This window comes from Rhodopseudomonas sp. AAP120 (genome assembly GCF_001295845.1).
Lineage (GTDB): Bacteria > Pseudomonadota > Alphaproteobacteria > Rhizobiales > Xanthobacteraceae > Rhodopseudomonas.
In genome coordinates this window covers 1-22739 of sequence record NZ_LJIC01000019.1, presented here as the reverse complement: position 1 = coordinate 22739, position 22739 = coordinate 1, and the positions used below count along the sequence as shown (strand labels likewise).

General features: G+C 67.1%; 25 protein-coding genes. 18 read left to right on the top strand and 7 right to left on the bottom strand.

Annotation, left to right across the window (positions count from 1 at the left end):
• Nucleotides 1-51 precede the first annotated feature (51 nt).
• Nucleotides 52-933 carry a tRNA glutamyl-Q(34) synthetase GluQRS gene (gene gluQRS / locus IP86_RS04470; RefSeq protein ID WP_054161325.1) on the top strand — a complete coding sequence of 294 codons (882 nt, stop codon included), beginning with the start codon at nt 52-54 and terminating at the stop codon, nt 931-933.
• A gap of 103 nt (nt 934-1036) precedes the next feature.
• The gene (locus IP86_RS04465) at nt 1037-2266 is read left to right on the top strand and encodes an ATP-binding protein (protein WP_054161324.1); all 1230 of its coding nucleotides are present in this window, start codon (nt 1037-1039) and stop codon (nt 2264-2266) included.
• On the opposite strand, the gene IP86_RS04460 is transcribed toward IP86_RS04465, so the two are convergent.
• Nucleotides 2193-3086, bottom strand: a complete 894-nt coding sequence (locus IP86_RS04460; RefSeq protein WP_054161317.1) for a YihY/virulence factor BrkB family protein — start codon at nt 3084-3086, stop codon at nt 2193-2195. The genes IP86_RS04465 and IP86_RS04460 overlap by 74 nt on opposite strands.
• Nucleotides 3087-3207: 121 nt before the next feature.
• Here IP86_RS04460 and IP86_RS04455 point away from each other — a divergent pair, with 121 nt between their 5' ends.
• From IP86_RS04455 to IP86_RS04435, 5 genes are all read left to right on the top strand, one after another.
• Nucleotides 3208-3402, top strand: coding sequence for a twin transmembrane helix small protein (locus IP86_RS04455; RefSeq protein ID WP_054161316.1), 195 nt, complete (start codon nt 3208-3210; stop codon nt 3400-3402).
• A gap of 65 nt (nt 3403-3467) precedes the next feature.
• Nucleotides 3468-4040, top strand: coding sequence for a cob(I)yrinic acid a,c-diamide adenosyltransferase (locus tag IP86_RS04450; protein ID WP_054161315.1), 573 nt, complete (start codon nt 3468-3470; stop codon nt 4038-4040).
• 100 nt (nt 4041-4140) lie between these two features.
• The gene (locus IP86_RS04445; RefSeq protein WP_054161314.1) at nt 4141-4890 is read left to right on the top strand and encodes an electron transfer flavoprotein subunit beta/FixA family protein; all 750 of its coding nucleotides are present in this window, start codon (nt 4141-4143) and stop codon (nt 4888-4890) included.
• Between the two features lies 1 nt (nt 4891).
• Entirely contained in the window at nt 4892-5842 is a 951-nt protein-coding gene (locus IP86_RS04440; RefSeq protein WP_054161313.1) for an electron transfer flavoprotein subunit alpha/FixB family protein, read from the top strand.
• A gap of 152 nt (nt 5843-5994) precedes the next feature.
• Nucleotides 5995-6876: a 3-hydroxybutyryl-CoA dehydrogenase gene (locus IP86_RS04435; protein WP_054161312.1), complete on the top strand. Its 882-nt coding sequence runs from the start codon at nt 5995-5997 to the stop codon at nt 6874-6876.
• A gap of 14 nt (nt 6877-6890) precedes the next feature.
• Here the strand turns inward: IP86_RS04435 and IP86_RS04430 are convergent, their stop codons facing one another.
• Nucleotides 6891-7805, bottom strand: a complete 915-nt coding sequence (locus tag IP86_RS04430) for a LysR family transcriptional regulator (RefSeq protein WP_054161311.1) — start codon at nt 7803-7805, stop codon at nt 6891-6893.
• A gap of 92 nt (nt 7806-7897) precedes the next feature.
• Here IP86_RS04430 and IP86_RS04425 point away from each other — a divergent pair, with 92 nt between their 5' ends.
• On the top strand, nt 7898-8725 hold the full coding sequence (locus IP86_RS04425) for an NAD(P)H-dependent oxidoreductase (RefSeq protein ID WP_054161310.1): 828 nt from the start codon (nt 7898-7900) through the stop codon (nt 8723-8725).
• Nucleotides 8726-8781: 56 nt separating this feature from the next.
• Nucleotides 8782-8979: a hypothetical protein gene (locus IP86_RS04420; RefSeq protein WP_054161309.1), complete on the top strand. Its 198-nt coding sequence runs from the start codon at nt 8782-8784 to the stop codon at nt 8977-8979.
• A 15-nt stretch (nt 8980-8994) separates the two neighbouring features.
• Here the strand turns inward: IP86_RS04420 and IP86_RS04415 are convergent, their stop codons facing one another.
• Together IP86_RS04415 and tlpA are read right to left on the bottom strand one after the other, a co-directional pair.
• A complete protein-coding gene (locus IP86_RS04415) occupies nt 8995-9345 on the bottom strand; it encodes a DUF1428 domain-containing protein (RefSeq protein ID WP_054161308.1) in 351 nt (116 codons plus the stop codon).
• Nucleotides 9346-9449: 104 nt separating this feature from the next.
• On the bottom strand, nt 9450-10115 hold the full coding sequence (tlpA, locus tag IP86_RS04410) for a thiol:disulfide interchange protein TlpA (protein WP_054161307.1): 666 nt from the start codon (nt 10113-10115) through the stop codon (nt 9450-9452).
• Between the two features lie 125 nt (nt 10116-10240).
• Here tlpA and argH point away from each other — a divergent pair, with 125 nt between their 5' ends.
• The 4 genes from argH to IP86_RS04390 all read left to right on the top strand — a co-directional run bounded on the left by argH (nt 10241) and on the right by IP86_RS04390 (nt 14281).
• On the top strand, nt 10241-11626 hold the full coding sequence (gene argH / locus IP86_RS04405; RefSeq protein ID WP_054161323.1) for an argininosuccinate lyase: 1386 nt from the start codon (nt 10241-10243) through the stop codon (nt 11624-11626).
• Between the two features lie 62 nt (nt 11627-11688).
• On the top strand, nt 11689-11943 hold the full coding sequence (lptM, locus tag IP86_RS04400; RefSeq protein ID WP_082363841.1) for an LPS translocon maturation chaperone LptM: 255 nt from the start codon (nt 11689-11691) through the stop codon (nt 11941-11943).
• Nucleotides 11944-11949: 6 nt separating this feature from the next.
• Nucleotides 11950-13215 (top strand): diaminopimelate decarboxylase, encoded by a 1266-nt coding sequence (gene lysA, locus IP86_RS04395; protein WP_054161305.1) that lies wholly within the window; start codon nt 11950-11952, stop codon nt 13213-13215.
• Nucleotides 13216-13714: 499 nt separating this feature from the next.
• Complete coding sequence (locus IP86_RS04390) at nt 13715-14281, top strand: cytochrome b (RefSeq protein WP_054161304.1); 567 nt, start codon at nt 13715-13717, stop codon at nt 14279-14281.
• 27 nt (nt 14282-14308) lie between these two features.
• Here IP86_RS04390 and IP86_RS04385 read toward each other — a convergent pair whose 3' ends face one another.
• The gene (locus IP86_RS04385) at nt 14309-14689 is read right to left on the bottom strand and encodes a carboxymuconolactone decarboxylase family protein (protein ID WP_054161303.1); all 381 of its coding nucleotides are present in this window, start codon (nt 14687-14689) and stop codon (nt 14309-14311) included.
• Nucleotides 14690-14844: 155 nt separating this feature from the next.
• Between IP86_RS04385 and IP86_RS04380 the strand changes: the two genes are divergently transcribed.
• Nucleotides 14845-17403, top strand: a complete 2559-nt coding sequence (locus tag IP86_RS04380; RefSeq protein WP_054161302.1) for a TIGR02302 family protein — start codon at nt 14845-14847, stop codon at nt 17401-17403.
• A 184-nt stretch (nt 17404-17587) separates the two neighbouring features.
• On the opposite strand, the gene IP86_RS04375 is transcribed toward IP86_RS04380, so the two are convergent.
• Together IP86_RS04375 and IP86_RS04370 are read right to left on the bottom strand one after the other, a co-directional pair.
• Complete coding sequence (locus IP86_RS04375) at nt 17588-17965, bottom strand: response regulator (protein ID WP_054161322.1); 378 nt, start codon at nt 17963-17965, stop codon at nt 17588-17590.
• 104 nt (nt 17966-18069) lie between these two features.
• Nucleotides 18070-18957, bottom strand: a complete 888-nt coding sequence (locus IP86_RS04370) for an MJ0042-type zinc finger domain-containing protein (protein ID WP_054161301.1) — start codon at nt 18955-18957, stop codon at nt 18070-18072.
• A gap of 144 nt (nt 18958-19101) precedes the next feature.
• Between IP86_RS04370 and ftsE the strand changes: the two genes are divergently transcribed.
• The 4 genes from ftsE to IP86_RS04350 all read left to right on the top strand — a co-directional run bounded on the left by ftsE (nt 19102) and on the right by IP86_RS04350 (nt 22430).
• On the top strand, nt 19102-19761 hold the full coding sequence (gene ftsE, locus IP86_RS04365; RefSeq protein ID WP_054161300.1) for a cell division ATP-binding protein FtsE: 660 nt from the start codon (nt 19102-19104) through the stop codon (nt 19759-19761).
• Nucleotides 19754-20734, top strand: a complete 981-nt coding sequence (locus IP86_RS04360) for a cell division protein FtsX (RefSeq protein ID WP_054161299.1) — start codon at nt 19754-19756, stop codon at nt 20732-20734. Before ftsE ends, IP86_RS04360 begins: the two co-directional genes overlap by 8 nt.
• A 154-nt stretch (nt 20735-20888) precedes the next feature.
• A complete protein-coding gene (locus tag IP86_RS04355) occupies nt 20889-21611 on the top strand; it encodes a YdcF family protein (RefSeq protein ID WP_054161298.1) in 723 nt (240 codons plus the stop codon).
• A 12-nt stretch (nt 21612-21623) separates the two neighbouring features.
• Nucleotides 21624-22430 (top strand): lysophospholipid acyltransferase family protein, encoded by an 807-nt coding sequence (locus IP86_RS04350; protein WP_054161297.1) that lies wholly within the window; start codon nt 21624-21626, stop codon nt 22428-22430.
• The last annotated feature ends 309 nt before the right edge of the window (nt 22431-22739 follow it).

Below are 22739 nucleotides of genomic sequence, written 5' to 3'. Positions count from 1 at the left end.
GTCTACGCGATGGATTGCCGGATCAAGTCCGGCAATGACGCCGGGGTTTCGATGCCGCCACCCGTTTTCCGATTCGCCCCCAGCCCGAACGGCTATCTGCATCTCGGCCACGCGTACTCGGCGCTGCTCAATGCCGATCTGGCGCAAGCCGGCGGCGGGCGGCTGCTGCTGCGGATCGAGGACATCGACGCCACGCGCTGCCGGCCGGAGTACGAGGCGGCGATCTATCAGGATCTGGCCTGGCTCGGAATCGTGTGGGAGCCCGAGGTGCGGCGGCAGTCCGATCACCTCGACCTTTATCGCGACGCGGTCGCGCAGCTCACCGCGCGCGGGCTGGTCTATCCGGCGTTCGAAAGCCGCGCCGAGATCACCCGTTTGGTCGCGGACAAGGAGGCGGTCGCGCCCTGGCCGCGCGACCCCGACGGCGCGCCGCTGTATCCCGGCGTCGGCAAACAGCTCAGCGCCGCCCAACGCGCCGAGCAGATCGAGTCCGGCGCGCCCTATGCGCTGCGGCTCGACATGGCGGCCGCGCGCGCGCTCGTCGGCGAACTCACCTGGGCCGAACTGGGCGAAGGCCCTGCCGGCGAGACCGGAACGGTCGCGGCCCGGCCCGAGGCGTGGGGCGACGTCGTGATCGCCCGCAAGGAGACGCCGACCAGCTATCATCTCTCGGTGGTGATCGACGACGCGCTGCAGGGAATCACCGAGGTGGTTCGCGGCGCCGACCTGTTCTGGGCGACCAGCGTGCACCGGTTGTTGCAGGCTCTGCTCGGTTTGCCGGCTCCGGTATATCGGCACCACTCACTGCTGCGCGATGCCGAGGGCCGCAAGCTGTCGAAGTCGTCCGCCGCGACCGGACTGCGCGAGTTGCGAGCGAATGGCGTCACGCCGCAACAGATTCGCAACATGGTCGGGCTCGCACCCGCCGCCTGAGCTTGCCCCAGGTTTGCCACATGGTCCGCGGCGCGGGATTCGTTTTCCCGATGACTCCGTTAACGGCGTCATGGCATGGTGCCGGGCGTTGGGTGGGGGAATGATGACAGTGAAGTCGCGCGCCCTGCGGAGCGGGCGAACGGCGCTCAAGCGGGCGCCGGTCAAGCGCGTGCGCCGGAAAACGGCCGCTCCCGGTATGGTCGAGACGGCGTTGGCGGTGTTCGCGCATGAAGTCCGCACACCACTGACCGGCATCCTCGCCGTCAGCGATCTGCTGGCGACCTCCGACCTCGGCGAGCGCGAGCGCCGCTGGGTCGAGACCATCAAGGCCGGGGCCGAGCATCTCGCTGGACTCGCTACGCTTTTCGTCGACGCCGCGCGGCTCGGCGTGATCGACGGAGGGGCTGGCCTCGGCGCCCGCAACGAGTTCTTCGATCTGCGCGCGCTCGCCCGCCACGCCGGCGACTCGCTGTCCGGCCGCGCTGCCGCCAAAGGGCTGCGCGCGGTCGTGACGATCTCGCCGCGGCTGCCGGCCTTCGTGGTCGGCGATGCGGTGCGGTTGCGGGCTGCGTTGGAAAATCTCATCGACAACGCCGTCAAGTTCACCGACCACGGCGACGTCGCGCTGAAGGTCAGTTCGAGCAGCGCTGGCAAGGACGCCGCGGAGGTGAGCTTCGCAGTCTCCGACAGCGGCATCGGCCTGACGCTCGCTGAAATCAAGCGGCTGTTCCGGCCGTTCTCTCAGGCCAATGTCAGCATCGCGTCGCGGTTCGGCGGCGCCGGACTCGGGCTGTCGTCGGTGCGGCAGATCGCACGGGCGATGCATGGCGACGTCGCGGTGACGCCGCGGCCGAAGGGCGGCGCGGTCTTCACCCTGACCGTCAAACTGACCCGGGCGAAGCCGCCGCAGCCGCAAACACCCGGGCCGCATAGTTCGATTGCTGCGCTGAGCCGCCCGCTACGGCTGCTGAGCGTCGAGGACAATCCGTTCGGCCGCGTCGTGCTCAACGCGATCCTCACCGAGCTCGGCCATCACACCGAGTTCATCGGCAGCGGCGAGGCCGCGCCGGAGCGCCTGGGGCAGGGCGGCTTCGACGCGGTGCTGATGGACATGGTGCTGCCCGGCATCAGCGGGCCCGAAGCGATCCGCCGGATTCGCGGGCTCGCCGCGCCGCTCGGCGCGATCCCGATCATCGGCGTCTCCGGCCGCGATCAGGACGAGGCCGCGGCCCGCGACGCCGGGGCCGACGCCTTCCTGCTCAAGCCGGTGTCTCCTCGTGCGCTCGCAACTGCGCTGCTTGAAGCGTCACGCCGTCCGGCAACCGCGACTTGATGATGGCGGCGTTGAGTTCGCCGCCATAGACGAAGATCGCCGAGATAAAATACAGAAACACCAGGGCGATGATCGCCGACGCCAGTCCCGCATACATCGTCACGTAGTTGTTGGCGAAGCGCGCCAGATACAGGCCGAACCCCATCCCCGACACCAGCGACGCCACCATGGTGAAGACGATGCCGGGCACGATCTGCTTGATGGTGCGCCGGCCGGCGGGCAGCCGGGCGTGCAGGATGAATAGCGCGACGGTCAGCGCCCCGATCGCGATGCCGTAGCGCGCCACGGTCAGCAGCGTCTGGTTGTCCTCGACCAGCAGCGGCACGTAGTGTCGGGCGGTTGCCAGGATCAGCGGGCCGAGCACGATCAGGAACGCCATCGCCAGCGCGGTGAACGCCGCCACCAGCGTGTAGCCGATCGACTCCAGTCGCAGCATGTACCACGGACGCACCTCGATCACCGCATAGGCGCGGTTGAGCGCGACCCGCAGGCTCTCGACGCCGTTGGAGGCGAAGTACAGCGCCAGCAGCAGGCCGATGGTCAGCGCGCCGCCCCGCGTGGTGGTCAGCACGTCGTGGATCTCCCCCGACAGCGTGCTGGCGACCTGGGCCGGCCAGATGTCCAGCATCAATTCGGCCGCCTGGTCGGCGAGGTCCTTGGATCCGACGAAGCCGGCCAGCGAGGTCAGCACGATCAGGAACGGAAACAGCGCCATCAGCGACGACAGCGCGATATGGCTGGCGATCGCCCACCCGTCATCCGCCAGAAACGTATAAAAAGCGTCCATCACGACCGCGTAGACGTAGCGGATTTGCCTCACGGGTCACCTGACTGAGGGTTGCGGCGCGGGACACTAGCATCGGCTACTAACCCGCTCAAACCGACTTCGTTGCGGGTGCGGCCGGGTGGCGCGGTCGACACGACGGTGCTATGAGACCGAAATGGCCACCTTTCTCAGCACGCTTGTCCTGCCGATCGCGCTCTGCGCCGTGGCGCTTGTCCTGCTGCTCGGCCTGATCAATATGATGCGGGGCGGCTCCCCCAACCGGTCCCAGAAGCTGATGCGGCTGCGGGTTTTGCTGCAATTCGCCGCCATCGTGATCACCATGCTTGCGATCTGGGCGCTGGGCCGCTAGCCACGGGCGCCAATCGTCAAATCGTCCCGACAAACAAGCCGGTTCTGCCGCCGAGGTTCTGCGCGATGGTCGTTCTCAATCGAATCTACACCAGGACCGGCGACGACGGCTCGACCGCGCTCGGTACCGGCGAGCGCCGGCCGAAGCACGATCTGCGGATCGCCGCCTACGGCACGGTTGACGAAACCAATGCCGCAGTGGGCGTGGCGCGGGTGCATATGGCGGACGAGCCCGAGATCGACGCGATGCTGGGCCGGATTCAGAACGATCTATTCGACCTCGGCGCCGATCTGGCGGTGCCGGATCGCGACGGCAAAGCCGAGCGGCTGCGGGTCCTATCGACGCAGGTGGAACGTCTCGAGCGCGAAATCGATCAGCTCAACGAGCGTCTCGCGCCATTGACGTCATTCGTGCTGCCCGGCGGCAAACCGGGCGCCGCGTACCTGCATCTGGCGCGGACGATATGCCGCCGTGCGGAACGCGTGATGGTGGAACTGGCGGCCAAGCCGGAGGAGCGGATTACTCCGGCGGCCGTGCACTACGTCAACCGGCTGTCCGACTTTCTGTTCGTCGCCAGCCGCGCGGTGAACAATGACGGGGCCGGAGACGTTCTTTGGGTTCCCGGTCAGAACCGCTAGTTTGGGTCGTTTTTGGCTCTGCTGCGTTGACCGCCGATATCCGGGGCTTTAGGTTCCGCCGCCACGACAAGATAAACCCAGCGAAAACGAAAGAGGATCGATGAAGGTTCTGGTGCCGGTCAAGCGGGTGGTCGACTACAACGTCAAGATCAGGGTCAAGAGTGACGGATCGGGCGTTGAACTCGCCAACGTCAAGATGTCGATGAATCCGTTCGACGAGATCGCGGTCGAGGAAGCGCTGCGGCTGAAGGAAGCCGGCAAGGCGACCGAAGTCGTCGTCGTCTCGATCGGCCCCGCGCAGGCGTCGGAAACGCTGCGGACCGGCCTGGCGATGGGCGCCGATCGCGGCATCCTGGTCAAGGTCGATGGCGTCGTCGAGCCGCTCGCGGTCGCCAAGATCCTCAAGGGCGTCGCCGGCGAAGAACAGCCCGGACTGATCATCCTCGGCAAGCAGGCGATCGACGACGACAGCAACCAGACCGGCCAGATGCTGGCGGCGCTGCTCGGCTGGTCGCAGGCCACCTTCGCGTCCAAGCTCGAAGTCGAAGGTTCGGACTTCAAGGTGTCGCGCGAAGTCGACGGCGGCTCGCAGACCCTGAAGCTCAAGGGCCCGGCGATCGTCACCACCGACCTGCGGCTCAACGAGCCGCGCTACGCCAGCCTTCCGAACATCATGAAGGCCAAGAAGAAGCCGATCGCCGAGAAGACCGCGGCGGACTACGGCGTCGATGTCGCGCCGCGTCTGGAAGTCCTCAAGACCGTCGAGCCGAGCGGCCGCAAGGCCGGCGTGAAGGTCAAGGACGTCGCCGAACTGGTCTCGAAACTCAAGAACGAAGCGGGTGTTATCTGATATGGCCACGCTGCTGATTGCCGAACACGACCATGCCGAGCTCAAGGACGCGACCAACAAGGCGCTGACCGCTGCTGCCGCGCTCGGCTCGGAGGTCCACGTCCTCGTCGCCGGTGGCGGCGAAGGCACCAAGGCCGCGGCCGAAGCCGCCGCCAAGCTGCAGGGCGTCGCCAAGGTGCTGGTCGCCGAAGCTCCCGCTTATGCGCATGATCTCGCCGAGCCGCTGGCCGCGCTGATCGTCTCGCTGGCCGGCAACTACGACGCGTTCGTCGCTCCCGCGACCTCGCGGTTCAAGAACGTGATGCCGCGCGTCGCAGCCTTGCTCGACGTGATGCAGGTGTCGGAGATCATCAAGGTCGTCGCGCCCGACACGTTCGAGCGGCCGATCTACGCCGGCAACGCGATCCAGACCGTGAAGTCCAAGGACGCCAAGAAGGTCATCACCGTCCGCACTTCGACCTTCCAGGCCACCGGCGAAGGCGGCAGCGCCAGCGTCGAGTCGGTAGCGGCGGCGGAAGATCCGGGCCTGTCGACCTTTGTCAGCGAGGAAGTCGCCAAGAGCGATCGTCCGGAGCTGGCCTCGGCCAAGATCATCGTCTCTGGCGGCCGCGCGATGCAAAGCCGCGAGAACTTCACCAAGTACATCGAGCCGCTCGCCGACAAGCTCGGCGCCGGCGTCGGCGCTTCGCGTGCCGCGGTGGACGCCGGCTACGCGCCGAACGACTGGCAGGTCGGCCAGACCGGCAAGGTCGTGGCGCCGGAGCTGTACGTCGCGATCGGCATTTCCGGCGCGATCCAGCATCTCGCCGGCATGAAGGACTCGAAGGTGATCGTCGCGATCAACAAGGACGAAGACGCGCCGATCTTCCAGGTGGCCGACTACGGCCTGGTCGCCGACCTGTATCAGGCGGTGCCGGAACTGACCGAAGAACTCGGCAAGCTAGGCAAGTAATCGCCGGCCTGCGCACGGATCCGGCTTCGGCCGGATCCGTTGGCAAAGTTTAAGTGCTTGTCGCTATATTGCTCCGTTCCGGCGGCTTCCGGCGCGGAAGTTGCCACAATGCTCCGGCCCGTGCGTGCGACGGGCGTCCAACGAGATGACAGATGGCGTTAACAATCAAGAAAGTCGGCGTGATCGGCTCCGGCCAGATGGGCAACGGCATCGCGCATGTGGCTGCGCTCGGCGGCTTCGCCGTCGTCCTGAACGACATCTCGGCGGACCGGCTGAAGTCGGCGATGGCCACCATCAACGGCAATCTCACCCGGCAAATCGCCCGCAAGCTCATTACCGAGGACCAGCGCAAGCAGGCGCTGGCCAACATCACCGCGAACGACAGGCTCGACGGGCTCGCCGACTGCGATCTGGTGATCGAAACCGCGGTCGAGAAGGAAGAGGTCAAGCGCAAGATCTTCCACGACCTGTGCGCGACGCTGAAGCCCGAGGCGATCATCGCCTCCAACACCTCGTCGATCTCCATCACCCGGCTCGCCGCCTCGACCGACCGGCCCGAGCGCTTCATCGGCATTCATTTCATGAATCCGGTGCCGGTGATGGAACTGGTCGAACTGATCCGCGGCATCGCCACCGACGATGCGACCTTCGAGACCGCCAAGGCGTTCGTCGCCAAGCTCGGCAAGCAGATCGCCGTCTCCGAGGATTTCCCGGCCTTCATCGTCAACCGCATCCTGCTGCCGATGATCAACGAGGCGATCTACACGCTGTATGAAGGCGTCGGAAACGTCGAGGCGATCGATGCGGCGATGCGGCTCGGCGCGCACCATCCGATGGGTCCGCTCGAACTGGCCGATTTCATCGGCCTCGATACCTGTCTGTCGATCATGCAGGTGCTGCACGAAGGCCTCGCCGACTCCAAGTATCGGCCGTGCCCGTTGCTGGTGAAATACGTCGAAGCCGGCTGGCTCGGCCGCAAGACCAGCCGCGGCTTCTACGATTATCGCGGCGAAAAGCCGGTCCCGACGCGCTGAGCCTCTGACGGCGCTCACTCGATCCCCGGCACGGCCCGGATCTGCTCGACCAGAAAATCGATCAACAGCCGCACGCGTGCGATGCCGGCCCGCTCCGGCACGATCAGCAGATTGAGCGGCACCGGCGGCAGCCGATAGTCCGGCAGGATCACTTCGAGGCGGCCCGCAGCCAGCAGGTCGTCCACCAGCCAGCGATGCGTCGCGGCGATGCCGCGCCCGGCGATCATCGCCTCCCGTGCCGCAAGACCGTGGTCGACCCTGAGCCGGCCGCCGAACGGGACGCGGTGAATCTCCTGGCCGGGCCCCTCGAAGGTCAACATGTCGCTGCCGGCCACGTTCACCATGCGGATGCCCTGATGCCGGGACAGATCCTGCGGGGTCATCGGCCGGCCGTGGGCCGCCAGATAGTCGGGGGATGCGGCCATCAGGCGTTGGCTTTGGCCGAGGGTGCGCAGCTTCAGCGAACTCTCGGTCAGTGGCGCGAGGCGCAGCGCGAGGTCGACGCCTTCGCGCACCAGATCGATGCGCTGGTCGGTGAGGCCGAAATCGATGCCGATCTCCGGAAAGCGGTCCTGAAACGCGAAGATCAGCCGGCTCGCGTGCATCACGCCGAACGACGCCGTGCAGGTCATCCGGATCGCGCCGGCCGGCGCGCCCGATGAGCCGAGCGCCTCGTCACCGGCCTGTTCGAGCAGCCGCAGGATCTGAACGGCGCGCGTGTAATAGCGGCTGCCCTCCTCGGTCAGCGTGACCCGGCGAGTGGTGCGGCTCAGCAGAGCCGCGCCGATCGCCGACTCCAGTTCCTGCAACTGCCGCGTCACGGTCGACTGGCCGACGTTGAGTTCACGGGCGACAGCCGACAGGCTGCCGCGTTCGGCGACGCGAACGAAGGTGCGGATGCGCTCGATCGTGACGGCTGATCTATCCATTTTGCGGAACAATGATATCGGCCTTCATCGTCTACTGGAATAGTTGCGGCGGGCTTATTCGAAGGTCCTGGTCATTCTTGAGGAGCCCTGCCGTGAAAATTCTTCTGGTGTTCGCCCATCCCGAACCGCGGTCGCTGAACGGCGCGCTGCGCGACGTCGCGGTCGCCGAGCTGCAGCGCCTCGGCCATGAGGTGCAGGTCTCCGACCTTTATGCCATGGGCTGGAAACCGGTGGTCGACCGCGCCGATTTCCCCGCGCTCGCGTCCGACGAGCGGCTGGTGGTCTCCGCCGGCTCGAAGGCGGCGTTCGAGGCGGACGCACTGACGCCGGATGTCCAGGGCGAGATCGACAAGCTGCGCTGGGCCGATGTGCTGATCCTGCAATTCCCGCTGTGGTGGTTCACCATGCCGGCGATCCTGAAAGGCTGGGTCGATCGCGTCTATGCCTGCGGCTTCGCCTATGGGGTCGGCGAGCACAGCGACAAGCGGTGGGGCGACCGCTACGGCGAGGGCAATCTCGCCGGCAAACGCGCGATGCTGATCGTCACCACCGGCGGCTGGGGAACGCACTACGGTGCCCGCGGCGTCAACGGGCCGATCGACGACCTGCTGTTTCCGATCCACCACGGCATCCTGTTCTACCCGGGCTACGACGTGCTGCCGCCGTTCGTCGTGTATCAGACCGGTCGCATCGACGAGCCGAGGTTCGAAGCGACCGCCGAACAGCTCCGCGAAAGGATGCGCACGCTGGCTAGTACGCCGTCGATTTCGTACCGGCGCCAGAACGGCGGCGACTATCTGATTCCCAGCATGGAACTGCGGCCCGGCCTGGGCGCTCCGGGCCGGACCGGCTTCGCGCTTCATTTGAGAGACGAGGACGCAGCTTCGTTGCCACAGCGGACGGCGATACCGGCTGGTTGAGCAATTGCAGGCGACGAAGCGAAAGGTTGTTAACGCTTCGTCGCTAAGCTGAGGCCATGGACATGAGCATGGTCAGCGCGGCGCTCGCGATGCAGGCGAGCAGCACGCAGATGCAGATCGCGACGACGATCCAGGCGTCGAACGCGCGGATGGAGCGCGACACGGTGCAGACGCTGCTCGGCATCGGGCAGGGCGCGCCGTCGCTCGCCAATGTCGGCGCCGGCGTCGGCGGCAACCTCAACGTCACCGCCTGATCGCCCGACCCGCCGCTACACCAGCTTCTTGAAGCCGCCGAAGAACATCCGCTTGGTGTCGAACGGCATCGTCTTCGGATCCATGCCACCCAGCCGCGGGTCCTGCAGGGCTTTCGCCATCACTTTGTCGCGCTGCTTGCGCGATTTGTAAACGATGTAGGAAAACACCACGACCTCGTCCGGCTTCAGCTTCACGCTGCGCGGGAACGAGGTGACCTTGCCGGGCTCGACGTCGTCGGCGATCCATTCGCGATAATCGAGCGCGCCGTGCTCGCGAAACACCTTGTCGGCCTTGCGTGCCAGCTTGATGTAGTCCGCGAGCTTGGCTTTCGGCACCGGCACCACGAAGCCGTCGACATAGGACATCTGCTTTCCTCCCGATCCGTCTGCGCCGCGTCCGCGGCTGTCAGCAAGACGATCGATCGTAAGGGCATCCGACAGGCCGTGGCCGGGGCCGATTGTCGCGGCGGTTACTTCGGCAGTGCGCCGTTCACCAGCGCCAGCGCGTCGGCGCTGTCCCATTCGGCCGGGCCGGCGATGGTGGCGATCTCGCAGCCCTGGCCATCGACCAGCACCGAGGTCGGCATGCCGAGCGCGCGGCCGACGTTCTTCAGGTCCTGGAAAACCCGGGCCGAAGCGTCGCTGAAGAAGCTCAGCTTGGTCAGCTTCTCGTCCTCGAGAAACTTCTTCGGCTTGGCCGGATCGCGGGTGTCGATATTAATCGCCACCACTTCGAACTGCGGGCTGCCGAGCTTGGCCTGGAGATTGTCGAGCGCCGGCATCTCCTTGCGACACGGCACGCACCAGGTCGCCCACAGGTTGACCAGCACGGTGCGGCCACGGAAATCCGACAGCTTCCTGGGCTGACCGCTGCCGTCCTCGAACGCGAGATCCGGCAGCTTCAGCGGCTTGGCGGCGACCGTCACGGCGGCGATTTCGCCGCGGGCCAGGGGCTTGAGCTGTTGTGCCAGTGCCACGGCGGGGCGGCAGGTGGGATCGCCCGCATTGCGCTGCAGCCCGGCGATCCCGTATACCCCCGCTGCTCCGGCGACCACCAGCACGGCCATCGCGGCCAAAATCAACGTCTTGCGGCCCTTGCGGCGTGGCGGGACGATGTCGGGTCGGGTATCAGTCATCGGGCACTCGGACTCGGCAGTTCGGACAGAATCGCAGGCTGGTGGGCTTGAGGCAAAGTTGAGGCGGGCATGATCGTGAGCGGACAGTGAGCGGCGGACAAAAAGGCGGCGGGCAGAGCAACAAGATGTGGGGTGGCCGGTTCGCCGAGAGCCCCGACGCCATCATGGAAGAGATCAACGTCTCGATCGACGTCGATCGGCATCTCTACGCCCAGGACATCACCGCGTCCAAGGCCCATGCAGCCATGCTCGCCGCGCAGGGCATCATCACCGCGAACGATGCGAAAAATATCGGCAAGGGTCTAGACACGATTCTGTCAGAGATCGGCGCCGGCAAATTCACCTTCAAGCGTGCGCTCGAAGACATCCATATGAACGTCGAGAGCCGGCTGTCCGAGCTGATCGGTCCGGCCGCCGGGCGGCTGCATACCGCGCGCTCGCGCAACGACCAGGTCGCGACCGATTTCCGGCTCTATGTTCGCGACGTGCTCGACCAGACCGATGCGGCGCTGGCGAGCTTCCAGCAGGCGCTGGCCGAACGGGCGCTCGAGCATGCCGACACCGTGATGCCGGGCTTCACCCATCTGCAGACCGCGCAGCCGGTGACCTTCGGGCATCATCTGATGGCCTATGTGGAGATGGCGGCGCGCGACCGCGGCCGGTTCCAGGACGCCCGCAAGCGGCTCAACGAAAGCCCGCTCGGCGCCGCGGCGCTGGCCGGCACCTCGTTCCCGATCGACCGCCATGCGACGGCGCAGAAGCTCGGCTTCGACCGGCCGATGGCCAATTCGCTCGACGCGGTGTCGGACCGCGACTTCGTGCTGGAGACGCTCTCGGCCGCCTCGATCTGCGCGGTGCATCTGTCGCGCTTCGCCGAGGAGATCGTGATCTGGACCTCGCCGCTGGTTGGCCTGGTGCGGCTCTCCGACAAGTTCACCACCGGCTCGTCGATCATGCCGCAGAAGCGCAATCCGGACGCCGCCGAGCTGGTTCGCGCCAAGACCGGCCGCGTCATCGGCGCGCTGAATGGCCTGCTGATCGTGATGAAGGGGCTGCCGCTGGCCTATCAGAAGGACATGCAGGAAGACAAACAAGGCGCGATGGAAGGTTTTGCGGCGCTGTCGCTGGCGATCCGGGCGATGACCGGCATGGTCCGCGATATCGTCCCCGAGCAGGACAAGATGCGGGCGGCGGCCGGCGAAGGCTACGCCACCGCCACCGATCTGGCCGATTGGCTGGTGCGGACGCTGAAAATGCCGTTCCGCGACGCCCATCACGTCACCGGCCGGATCGTCGGCCTCGCCGCCAAGGCCGGCGTGGCGCTGCACGAGCTGCCGCTGGCCGAGATGCAGGCGGTGGAAAAGCGCATCACCAAGGAGGCGCTGGCGGTGCTCAGCGTCGATTCGTCGGTGAAGAGCCGCACCTCCTATGGCGGCACCGCGCCGAAAAACGTCAGCGCCCAGGCCAAGGCCTGGCTGAAGCGCCTCGAAAAAGAGCGAAAAGCCGGTTGAAGCAGGGGCTCGCCACGGCCGGGCGTTCTCTGTAGAATGCGGCCGCAATTGGGGATTTCGACGTGAACCGCACTGCCGGCCCATCCCGATGGGCGCTTGTTGTGATCGCTGTGGCGACGCTGGCCCTCGCGGGCTGCGGCCGTAAAGGCGGGCTGGACCTTCCGGCGGGCGCCGCCGATACGCCCGGAGCGCCGACGGCTTCCGCCGCGCCGGCCGCGAAGGGCGACGTGTTCGACCCGTCCTACGGCACCAATGCGCCGCCCGTCGCCGGCAAGGGCCAGAAGAAGCGCATCCTCCTCGACCCGCTGTTGGACTGATCCGCGATGCGTCATTTCGACACCCGCAACGGCGTGCTGCACGCCGAAGGCGTCAGCCTTGCCGTGCTGGCGCGCGAGGTCGGCACGCCGTTCTACTGCTATTCGACCGCGACGCTGGAACGGCACTACCGCGTGTTCAGCGAAGCCTTCGCCGGCACCGACGCGCTAGTCTGCTACGCCATGAAGGCCAATTCCAACCAGTCGGTGCTGCGCACGCTGGCCAAGCTCGGCGCCGGCGCCGACGTGGTGTCGGGCGGCGAGATGCAGCGCGCGCTGGCGGCCGGCATTCCGCCCAGCAAGATCGTGTTCTCCGGCGTCGGCAAGACCGAGGCGGAACTCCGCGCCGCGCTCAGTTACGACATCAAGTGCCTCAACGTCGAGTCCGAGCCTGAACTCGAGCTGCTGTCGCGGCTCGCGGTCGAAATGGGCCGCACTGCCAAGATCTCGATCCGGGTCAATCCGGACGTCGACTCCGGCACCCACGCCAAGATCTCCACCGGCAAGTCCGAGAACAAGTTCGGCATTCCGCTGGCGCATGCGCGCGAGGTCTATGCCCGCGCCGCCAAGCTGCCGGGCCTTCAGATCAGCGGCGTCGACGTGCATATCGGCAGCCAGATCATCGACCTGGCGCCGATGGAAGCGGCATTCCGCATCGTCGCGGAGTTCGTCCACGTCCTGCGCGGCGACGGCCATACGATCAGCCATGTCGATTTCGGCGGCGGCCTCGGCATTCCGTATTACGAGGATCGCGACGCGCCGCCGGAGCCGTTCGCCTATGCGGAGATGGTCAAGCGCGTCACCCATAATCTCGGCTGCACGCTGCTGTTCGAGCCCGGCCGGATGATCGTCGGCAATGCCGGCATCCTGGTCGCGCAGGTGATCTACGTGAAGCACGGCGACGGCAAGACCTTCGTGATCATCGACGCCGCGATGAACGATCTGATCCGGCCGACGCTGTACGAGGCGTATCACGAGATTCTGCCGGTGAATGAGCCGGCTCCCGGCGCGAAGCTGATCACCGCCGACGTCGTCGGCCCGGTCTGCGAGACCGGCGATTACCTGGCGCTCGACCGCAAGCTGCCGGAGCTCAAGGCCGGCGACCTGATCGCGATCATGACGGCCGGCGCTTACGGCGCGGTACAGGCGTGTACTTACAACACCCGCGCGCTGGTCCCGGAAGTCCTGGTGAAGGACGATCAGTACGCGGTGGTCCGCCCGCGGATCGAAGTCGAACAACTGATCGCGATGGACAAGCCGGCGCCGTGGCTGTGAGCTGATAGAGCGGTTCCGCTTCGCGCGGAAGCAGGCTCGATGATGCATCGCCACAAGTACAACCTCATGGTGAGGAGGCGCGCAGCGCCGTCTCGAACCATGGGCCGCATGGGATGCGTGGCCACATCCTTCGAGACGCCCGGCTCGCCGTGCTCCTCAGGATGAGGAGTTCGGCCCTCTGGAAAGACCGATCGCTTTGAGCAATTCTCGATTAGGCCAAGCGGAGTGGGACCGCCAGCACGCGGCGGACAAAAGACTGGCGGTCCCGATCGCACGTTTGCAATCCCGCCGGGAACGTGCGGCGTCCGGCGGGTACGCGCGACGGGTTCAACCTATCGGTGTTGCGCGGCGCGGCAATTGAAACCCCCGCTTAACCTAACCGATCAACCTTAACGCGCGCCTCGGTGCGCGGAGCTGGTTCGTGCACGCGCTGCGCGAGCCTTACATTCGCCACCGGTCCCTCGCTCAACATCCCCGCAATTTCCACGCAGGACCACCGATGACCCAAGCCGAGCCCGCGACATCCGTGTCGGTCGACAAGTACCCACCCTCGCTGCGCGTGCTGCATTGGCTGCGCGCGCTGCTGATCTTCGGGCTGATCGGAGTCGGCTGGTTCATGACGTCGCTGGACGATGAGGCCGCGGAGCGGTTCGGTGAGCTGTATCCGCTGCACAAATCCTTCGGCCTGCTGGTGCTGCTGATCGTGCTGGTGCAGCTCGGCATCCGCGCGGTGTCGCGGCTGCCCGGTCCGGCGGAGCTGCCGAAGCACGAACGCGTGCTCTCCCATGTGGTGCATGTGGCGATCTACGCGCTGGTGCTGATCGTGCCGCTGATGGGCTACGCCATGTCCAGCAGCTATGCGCACAGCGACGGCGTGACGTTCTTCGGGCTGCATGTGCCGGAGCTGCTGCCGAAGAACGACACGGCGTTTCGGGTGTTTCAGTTCCTGCATAAGGTGCTGGCCTACACGCTGCTCGGGCTGGTCGCCTTGCATGTCGCCGGCGCGTTGAAGCACCGCTTTCTCGACAAGAACCCCAAGGCCGACGTGCTGCCGCGGATGATGTAGCGCGCGGCGAGCAGCGGCCGGCGCGTCTCAGCCCTTGTCGACCTCGGCGAATACTTCGCGGGCGATGCGGAAGCTGTCGACGCCGGCCGGCATGCCGGCGTAGCACGTGACCTGCATGAAGATCTCGCGGATCTCGTCCTTGGTGACGCCGTTGGTCAGCGCGCCCTTGAGATGCGCGCGCAGCTCGTGCGGACGGTTGAGCACCGCGATCATCGCGAGGTTCAGCATGCTGCGGGTCTTGCGCGGCAGCTCGTCGCGGCTCCAGATCGCGCCCCAGCAATATTCGGTGACGAGTTCCTGAAACGGCCTGTTGAAGTCGTCGGCGGTCTTCAGCGCGTTCTCCACATAGGCCTCGCCGAGCACGGCCTTGCGGATTTCCAGCCCCTTGTCGTGGGTCGTCTTGTCCATCGTCGATCCTCTGGTTGAAGCGCCGGGACGTTACGGGCTGAAGTCAGCGCCGTCACGCATTCGTGTGGGACGACAGCGGCATGACGGTCGCGGCTGTGAGGTGCCTCATTGCCGCCGCTGTGGTAGGCTGTCGTACGTACAACCCGGAGAGCTTGTTGAGCGGCCGCAGTCCCGACCCGTCGCAGACCCCGCAGGATCCAGACGCGCTGGCGCGGCTGCGCTTGGACACGGCGCTGCGACGCGCCACGTTCGCGATCGCCTGGGAGCGAAGCTGGCCGCTGCTGGTCCGGGTGCTCAGCGTCGTCGGCCTGTTCCTCGCGGCGTCCTGGGCCGGCCTGTGGCTGGCGCTGCCGTTCACCGGCCGCATGGTCGGGCTGGCGCTGTTCCTGGGGCTGGCGCTGGTCGCGCTTTATCCGGTTCTGAAGTTCCGCTGGCCGAGCCGCGATGACGCGCTGGCCCGGCTCGATCGCAACACCGGGCTGAAGCATCGCCCGGCCACCGCGCTCACCGACACGCTGGCCTCGAGCGATCCGGTCGCGCGCGCGCTGTGGCGGGTGCAGCGCGAGCGGACGCTGGCGGCGCTGCGCGGCATCCATGCCGGCCTGCCGGCGCCGCGACTGCCGAAGCACGATCCCTGGGCGCTGCGCGCACTGGTCGCGGTGCTGCTGGTGGCGACCTTCGTGGCGGCCGGCGAGGAGCGCAGCGCGCGAGTCGCGGCGGCGTTCGACTGGAACGGCGCGCTGGCAGGGCCGAATGTCCGCGTCGACGCCTGGGTGACGCCGCCGGTCTATACAAACAAGCCGCCGATCATCCTGTCGGCCGCCAACAAGGATCTGGCGGCTAGCGAAGCGGTGCCGGTGCCGGCCGGCTCGACCTTGCTGGTGCGCTCCAGCGGCGGTGCGCTCGACGTCGCGATCAGCGGCGGTGTGGTCGAGGCCAATGCCGAGGGGCAGGCGCCTGCGGGCACCAGCGAGCAGCACTTCAAGATCACGGGCGACGGCACCGCGCAGGTGCGTGCGCCGTCCGGCCAGCCGAAATGGACCTTCAAGGCGACGCCGGATCATGCGCCGTCGATCGCGCTCGCCAAGGAGCCGGAGCGGCAGGCGCGCGGCTCGCTGCAGCTCTCCTACAAGATCGAAGACGACTACGGCGTCGTCGCAGCCTATGGGGTGATCGCGCCGGTGGTTTCGGCCGTCGATCAGAAGGCCGGTTCGCCGCGGCCGCTGTTCGAGCCGCCGCAATTCCCGCTGACGCTGCCGAACGCGCGCACCCGCGCCGGCGTCGGCCAGACCGTGAGGGATCTCAGCGAGGATCCCTATGCGGGCGCCGAGGTGACGCTGACGCTGACCGCCAAGGACGAGGCCGGTAATGAAGGGCGCAGCGAACCGCATACGATGCGGCTGCCGGAGCGGCTGTTCACCAAGCCGCTGGCTCGCGCGCTGATCGAACAGCGCCGCATCCTGGCGCTCGATGCGAACAAGAACGGCGACGTCTATACGGCGCTCGATGCGCTGATGATCGCGCCGGAAGCGTTCACGCCGGACGCCGGCCAGTATCTCGGCCTCTACACCATCGCCGATCAGCTCGAGCGCGCCCGCACCGACGAGCAGCTGCGCGAGGTCGTCGCCAATCTGTGGGCGCTGGCGCTCAGCATCGAGGACGGCGACACGTCGGACGTCGAGAAGGCGCTGCGCGCCGCACAGGACGCGCTCAAGCAGGCGCTGGAACGCGGCGCCTCCGACGAGGAGATCAAGCAGCTCACCGAGAATTTGCGCGCCGCGCTCGACAACTACATGCGCCAGCTCGCCGAGCAGCTGAAGAACAATCCGCAGCAGCTCGCGCGCCCGCTCGATCCAAACACCAAGGTGATGCGGCAGCAGGACCTCAACAACATGATCGAGCGCATGGAGCGGCTGTCGCGCTCCGGCGACAAGGAGGCCGCCAAGCAACTGCTCGAACAGCTCGCCCAGATGCTCGAGAACCTGCAGATGGCGCAGCCCGGCCAGGGCGGCGACGACGACATGCAGCAGGCCATGAACGAGCTCAGCGACATGATCCGCAAGCAGCAGCAGCTGCGCGACAAGACGTTCAAGCAGGGCCAGGACCAGCGCCGCGACCGGATGCGCGGCCAGAAGGGCGAACAGAATCTCGGCGACCTGCAGCAGGATCAGCAGAACCTGCAGGATCGGCTGCGCAAGCTGCAGCAGGAGCTCGCCAAGCGCGGCATGGGTCAGCAGCAGGGCCAGCGCGGCCAGAAGGGCGAGCAGGGTCAGCAGGGCCAGGGTCAGCAAGGCGAGCAGGGCGATGGCGACGGCGGCCTCGATCAGGCCGATTCGGCGATGGGCGACGCCGAGGGCCGGCTCGGCGAAGGCAACGCCGACGGCGCGGTCGACTCGCAGGGCCGCGCGCTCGACGCGCTGCGCAAGGGCGCGCAGAAACTCGCCGAAGCGATGCAGCAGGGCGATCAGCCGGGCCCCGGCGATGGTCCCGGCAACCGGCCCGGCCGTCAGCAGAGCAGCGGCAACGACACCGACCCGCTCGGCCGGCCGCTGAAGGGCCGCGAATTCGGCGACGATCTGTCGGTGAAGATCCCCGGCGAGATCGACGTCCAGCGCGTCCGCCGCATCCTCGAGGAACTCCGCCGCCGCCTCGGCGACACCAACCGCCCGCAGATCGAACTCGACTACATCGAGCGGCTGCTGAAGGATTACTGAGCGATTAGTTCGCGCCGAGCACTGCGCAACCTCTCCCGCTTGCGGGAGAGGTCGACGCGCGAAGCGCGGCGGGTGAGGGCACTCCTATCAACGAGGCGCTGACTCACTGCCCGCGTCGCCCTCACCCCAGCCCTCTCCCGCAGGCGGGAGAGGGAGCGGGCTGCGGCTTGGGGAGGGCGCTCGATCAGATCTTCTTCTTCGCCGCCAGGGCGTCCGCCACGGCGGTGCGGATGTCGGCGACGGAGAAGGGTTTGGTGACGACGTCGTGGACGATGGCGTCGAGGCCGGAGGCGCGTTCGCGCTGGTCGGCGTAGCCGGTCATCAGCAGGATGGTGAGGTCGGGGAAATCGCGGGCGGCGGCGAGCGCCAGCGCGATGCCGTCCATGATCGGCATCTTGATGTCGGTCAGCAGCAGGTCGAACCGGCCGTCGTTCTCGACCAGGATTTCCAGCGCCTCGCTGCCGTCTTCGGCGGTGGTGATGTCGTGGCCGTCCATCGCGATGGCCCGCCCCACCAGCAGGCGCATCGATTCTTCGTCATCGGCGATCAGGATTCGCGACATACCAGTGTCCCAGGCAGACGGCCGTCGCTGCGGCCGGTCGGCGTCGAGCAACGCTTGATGACAACGATCGGGAGCTCGGCTCGACTCACTCCGAACGCAAACCTCTAGGCGCCGCCGGTGGCGATGTCGCGCCGGTTGAAGAAACGCACGTCGAGGGTGCGGGCTTCGGCCGGCGGCGACGCCAGCCGCGACCGGAACCAAGCCTGCTCGCCGGGGCGCAGCACGGTCTGCTCCAGCACGGCGTTCCAGGCATAGATCTCGGTGCCGTGGTCGTCGCGTACAACGAAGCGCAGCCGCGGCAAATCCGCCGGCTTGCGGCCGAGGCCCATGATCATGCCCTCGATCACCAGCACCGGCTTGGACTCCACCATCTCGCGCGTGACCTTGACGTCCTTGATGGCCAGCGAGCGCAAATTCACCTCGAAGCCGACCAGCCGGTAGAACGTCGCTGTCTGCGGCAGCATCCGCACCACGTCGGCGCGCCAGATCAGAAGGCCGAGCGCCAGCGAACCGAACGCGGCGCAGGCCGTCGAGGCGTTCAGGGTCGATTTGAGCGTGCCGATCGGATCCTGCTTCAGCGGCGCGATCAAAGCTTTGAAGCCGCGTTGCCGGCGCGAGCCGAACGAGCGATTGCCGCGCTTGCGGCTGCTGCGCGGCTCCGGCTCGGCGATCTCCTCCGGCTCGGGCGCGCGTGTGAATACGTCGCGGTCGTCCGGCGTGGGAATTTCGGCGGCGATCGGCGGGCTGTCGACGACGGGGGTATCCTGCTCCTCGTCCGTCACGCCCCAGCCCGGATCGTCTGCCAGATCGTCGGCCTGGGGCTGGTCCTCGACCGTCATCGCCGCGACACGTGCGTCGGTCTGGATCACGTCTTCCGGCCGCGCCAGCCAGACTTCCTTGCAGCGAGAACAGCGCACGGTCCGACCGCTGTCGCCCAGTTTCGCCGGATCGATCGCATAGGATGTCGTACAATGGGGGCAAACGATATGCATGACGAATCGCTGGCTGTGTTCCTCGCCCGAGCCTATCCGGCGTCCGTTAACGAATCGGAAACCATAACCGCCTCACAACCTCCGCAGGGGCAGTTGGCGCGGCGTGCCCTGTTCCGCTGCGCCGGTGAGTATCGGAGCTGAATCGTGGTCCGCTTCGAAAATGTCGGCCTGCGCTACGGGCTTGGTCCGGAGATCCTGCGCGATCTCAATTTCGCGATCCCGGCGCATTCCTTCCAGTTTCTGACCGGCCCCTCGGGCGCCGGCAAGACCTCGCTGCTCCGGCTGCTGTTCCTGTCGCTGCGGCCGACCCGTGGCCTGGTCAACCTGTTCGGCAGCGACGTGTCGCTGCTGACCAAGGACGAAGTCTCGGCGCTGCGTCAGCGCATCGGCATCGTGCTGCAGGATTTCCGGCTGCTCGACCATATGACCACCTACGAGAACGTCGCGCTGCCGTTTCGCGTCACCGGCCGCGACGAGTCGAGCTACCGCAAGGAGGTCATCGACCTCCTGAAATGGGTCGGGCTCGGCGACCGCATGGACGCGCTGCCGCCGGTGCTGTCGGGCGGCGAGAAGCAGCGCGCCGCCATCGCCCGCGCGGTGATCGGCCGGCCGCAATTGCTGCTCGCCGACGAGCCGACCGGCAATGTCGATCCGACGCTCGGCCGCCGGCTGCTGCGGCTGTTCATCGAGCTCAACAAATCCGGCACCGCCGTGATCATCGCCACCCACGACATCACCCTGATGGACCAGTACGAGGCGCGGCGGCTGGTGCTGCATCAGGGACGGCTGCACATCTATGAATAGGCCGCCGCGATATACCGATCCGCGCGACGCGATGGTCGATCTCGGTGACGAACGCCCGCAGCTGCCGGCGCGCGCCCGCAACCAGTCCCCGATCGTGCCGCGGGCGTCGATCGCCGGCCGCGCGCTGGTCGCGGTGGTGGCGATCATGGCGTTCCTGGCCTCGATGACCACCGGCGTGGTGCTGCTGATCAGCGCGTCGGCGGCAGAATGGCAGTCGGACGTCGCCAGCGAACTCACCGTCCAGGTCCGCCCAATTCAGGGCCGCAGCCTCGACCGCGACGCCGCGACCGTGGCCGAGGTGGTGCGCAACCAGCCCGGGATCGTCGATGTGCGGCCCTTCACCAAGGAAGAGTCGGCCAAATTGCTCGAGCCCTGGCTCGGCACCGGCCTGTCGCTCGACGATTTGCCGGTGCCGCGGGTGATCGTGGCGCGGATCGCACCCGGCACCGCGCTCGACCTCGCGGATCTGCGCCGGCGCATCGCCCAGGCGGCGCCATCCGCCACGGTCGACGATCACCGCGCCTGGATCGAGCGGATGCGGTCGATGACCGGCGCCACGGTGTTCGCCGGAATCGGCGTGCTGGCGCTGGTGATCGTCGCCACCATCATCTCGGTGTCGTTCGCCACGCGGGGCGCGATGGCGGCCAACCGGCCGATCGTCGAAGTGCTGCATTTCGTCGGCGCCAGCGACCGCTTCATCGCCGACCGGTTCTTCCGCCATTTTCTGATGCTCGGCCTGCAGGGTGGGCTGATCGGCGGCGGCGCCGCGGTGTTCGTGTTCGGATTCTCCGAATCCGTCGCGACGTGGTTTTCCGGCACGCCGGTCGGCGACCAATTCGCCGCGCTGCTCGGAACCTTCTCTCTGCGCCCGAGCGGCTATCTGGCGCTGGCCGGGCAGGCCGTGTTGATCGCCGCCATCACCGCGCTGGCGTCTCGCCGGACGCTGTTCAGCACCCTGAATTCGATCGAATGACGGCGCCGCAGCGGCGCCGGGCGGGGCGCAGTTTGGACGCCCGGCGGACTCCCTTTCGCCCGAAAACGCACTAGAGTCCGGGCGGCTTCCGGCCAGCGAGGTTCGACCAACGGAGCCGCATCGACATTCCGCAATCGAGGTTATACCGGCACCGATGGATCCGCGTTCTGCCCAGCTTGCGCCCGACGCGCGCCCGGACCGGCCGAGGCGTCGCGTTGGGCTGTTCCGCGCCGCCGCGCTAGCGGTGCTGGCGCTCGGCCTGCTGGGCGTCGGCGGCTTCCTGGTGTTCCTGATGCAGCTCCGCGTCGAGGAGTCGAAGCCGTCCCGCGTCGCCGACGGCATCGTTGTGCTGACCGGGGGCTCGTCGCGGGTGTCGGACGCGGTCGAACTGCTGGCCGCCGGTTACGGCAAGCGGCTGCTGATCTCCGGCGTGCACCGGACCAACGGCGCCAGCGACATTTCGCGCTCGGTGCCGGAGAGCAAGGACTGGTTCGGCTGCTGCGTCGATCTCGACCGCTCCGCCGTCAATACCCGCAGCAATGCGGTCGAGACCCGGCGCTGGGCGACCGAGCGCGGCTTCCGCTCGCTGATCGTCGTCACCTCCAATTACCACATGCCGCGTGCAATCGCCGAGATGTCGCATGTGATGCCGGACATCGAGCTGATCCCGTTCTCGGTGATCGGCGACAAATGGCGCGACGAGGTGTGGTGGACCAGTGGCGCGACGATGCGGCTGCTGCTATCCGAATACGTCAAATATCTCGCCGTGGAAGCGCGGGTGCGGCTGGCGCGGCTGGGGCTCGACATCGCGCCCGAGTCGTCCGAGCAGGCGCCCGAGCCGGCAGCCCGCAGGCCGGCGACGGCGCTGGCCAACTGACCGGATCGTTTGATGACGCGTATTTTCATCCGCTCGTTGATCTTCAACGTGCTGTTCTATCTGCTGCTGGTGTTCTGGATCCTGGTCGCGATCCCCACCTTCCTGCTGCCCCGCCGCGCGCTGATCAAGGTCGCCAAGCTGTGGGGCCAGAGCAGCATCTGGCTGATGCGAATGGTGTGCGGCACCAAGGTCGAATTCCGCGGCCTCGACAAGATTCCGCAGGGGCCGCTGATCGTCGCGCCGAAGCATCAGTCGATGTGGGAGACCTTCGCGCTGCTGCAGCATTTCGACGAGCCGCTGTACATCCTCAAGCGCGAGCTGACCTGGATTCCGTTCTTCGGCTGGCTGTTGCTGAAGGCCGACATGATTGCGATCAATCGGCAGAAAGGCGGCCGCATCCTGATGGAGATGGCGCGGCGTGCCAGCGAGGAAGTCAACCGCGGCCGGCAACTGATCATCTTCCCGGAAGGCACCCGCACCCCGGTCGACGCGCCGCCGCGCTACAAGGCCGGCATCGCGCAGATCTATTCCGACTGCAACGTGCCGTGCCTGCCGGTCGCGCTGAATTCGGGCCTGTTCTGGCCGCGGCGGCAGTTCATGCGCTATCCGGGCACGATCGTGGTCGAGTTTCTCGATCCCCTGCCGGCCGGAATGTCGCGGCGCGAGTTCTTCGACACCGTCAGCGACCAGATCGAATCCGCCAGCCGCCGCCTGATTGAAGCCGGCCGCCAGGAGCAGCAGGCGCTGTTCGGCGGCGTGCCGAACACGGCGCCAGTCGATGCGCCGACAGTACCCGACCGCACCGCCAGCACTCAGTAGTCGCTGTTCTGTCGCTTGATAAGCGCGCCCCAACCGCAGCGCGCTCCCTCTCCCGCTTGCGGGAGAGGGCTGGGGCGAGGGCGCCCCAGGCGCAGCGTTCAGGGAGCCTCGCCGGCGCAGTGCCTGGGGACCCCCACCCCCGACCCCTCCCCGCAAGGGGGAGGGGAGCTGAGACGCCGAGCTAGAGGCTGATGAGTATCGGAGCGTGATGAGTATCGGCCGCAATCGTTTCCCACCTCGGCCGCCCCAAACCGCAGCGCGCTCCCTCTCCCGCTTGCGGGAGAGGGCTGGGGTGAGGGCGCCCCAGGC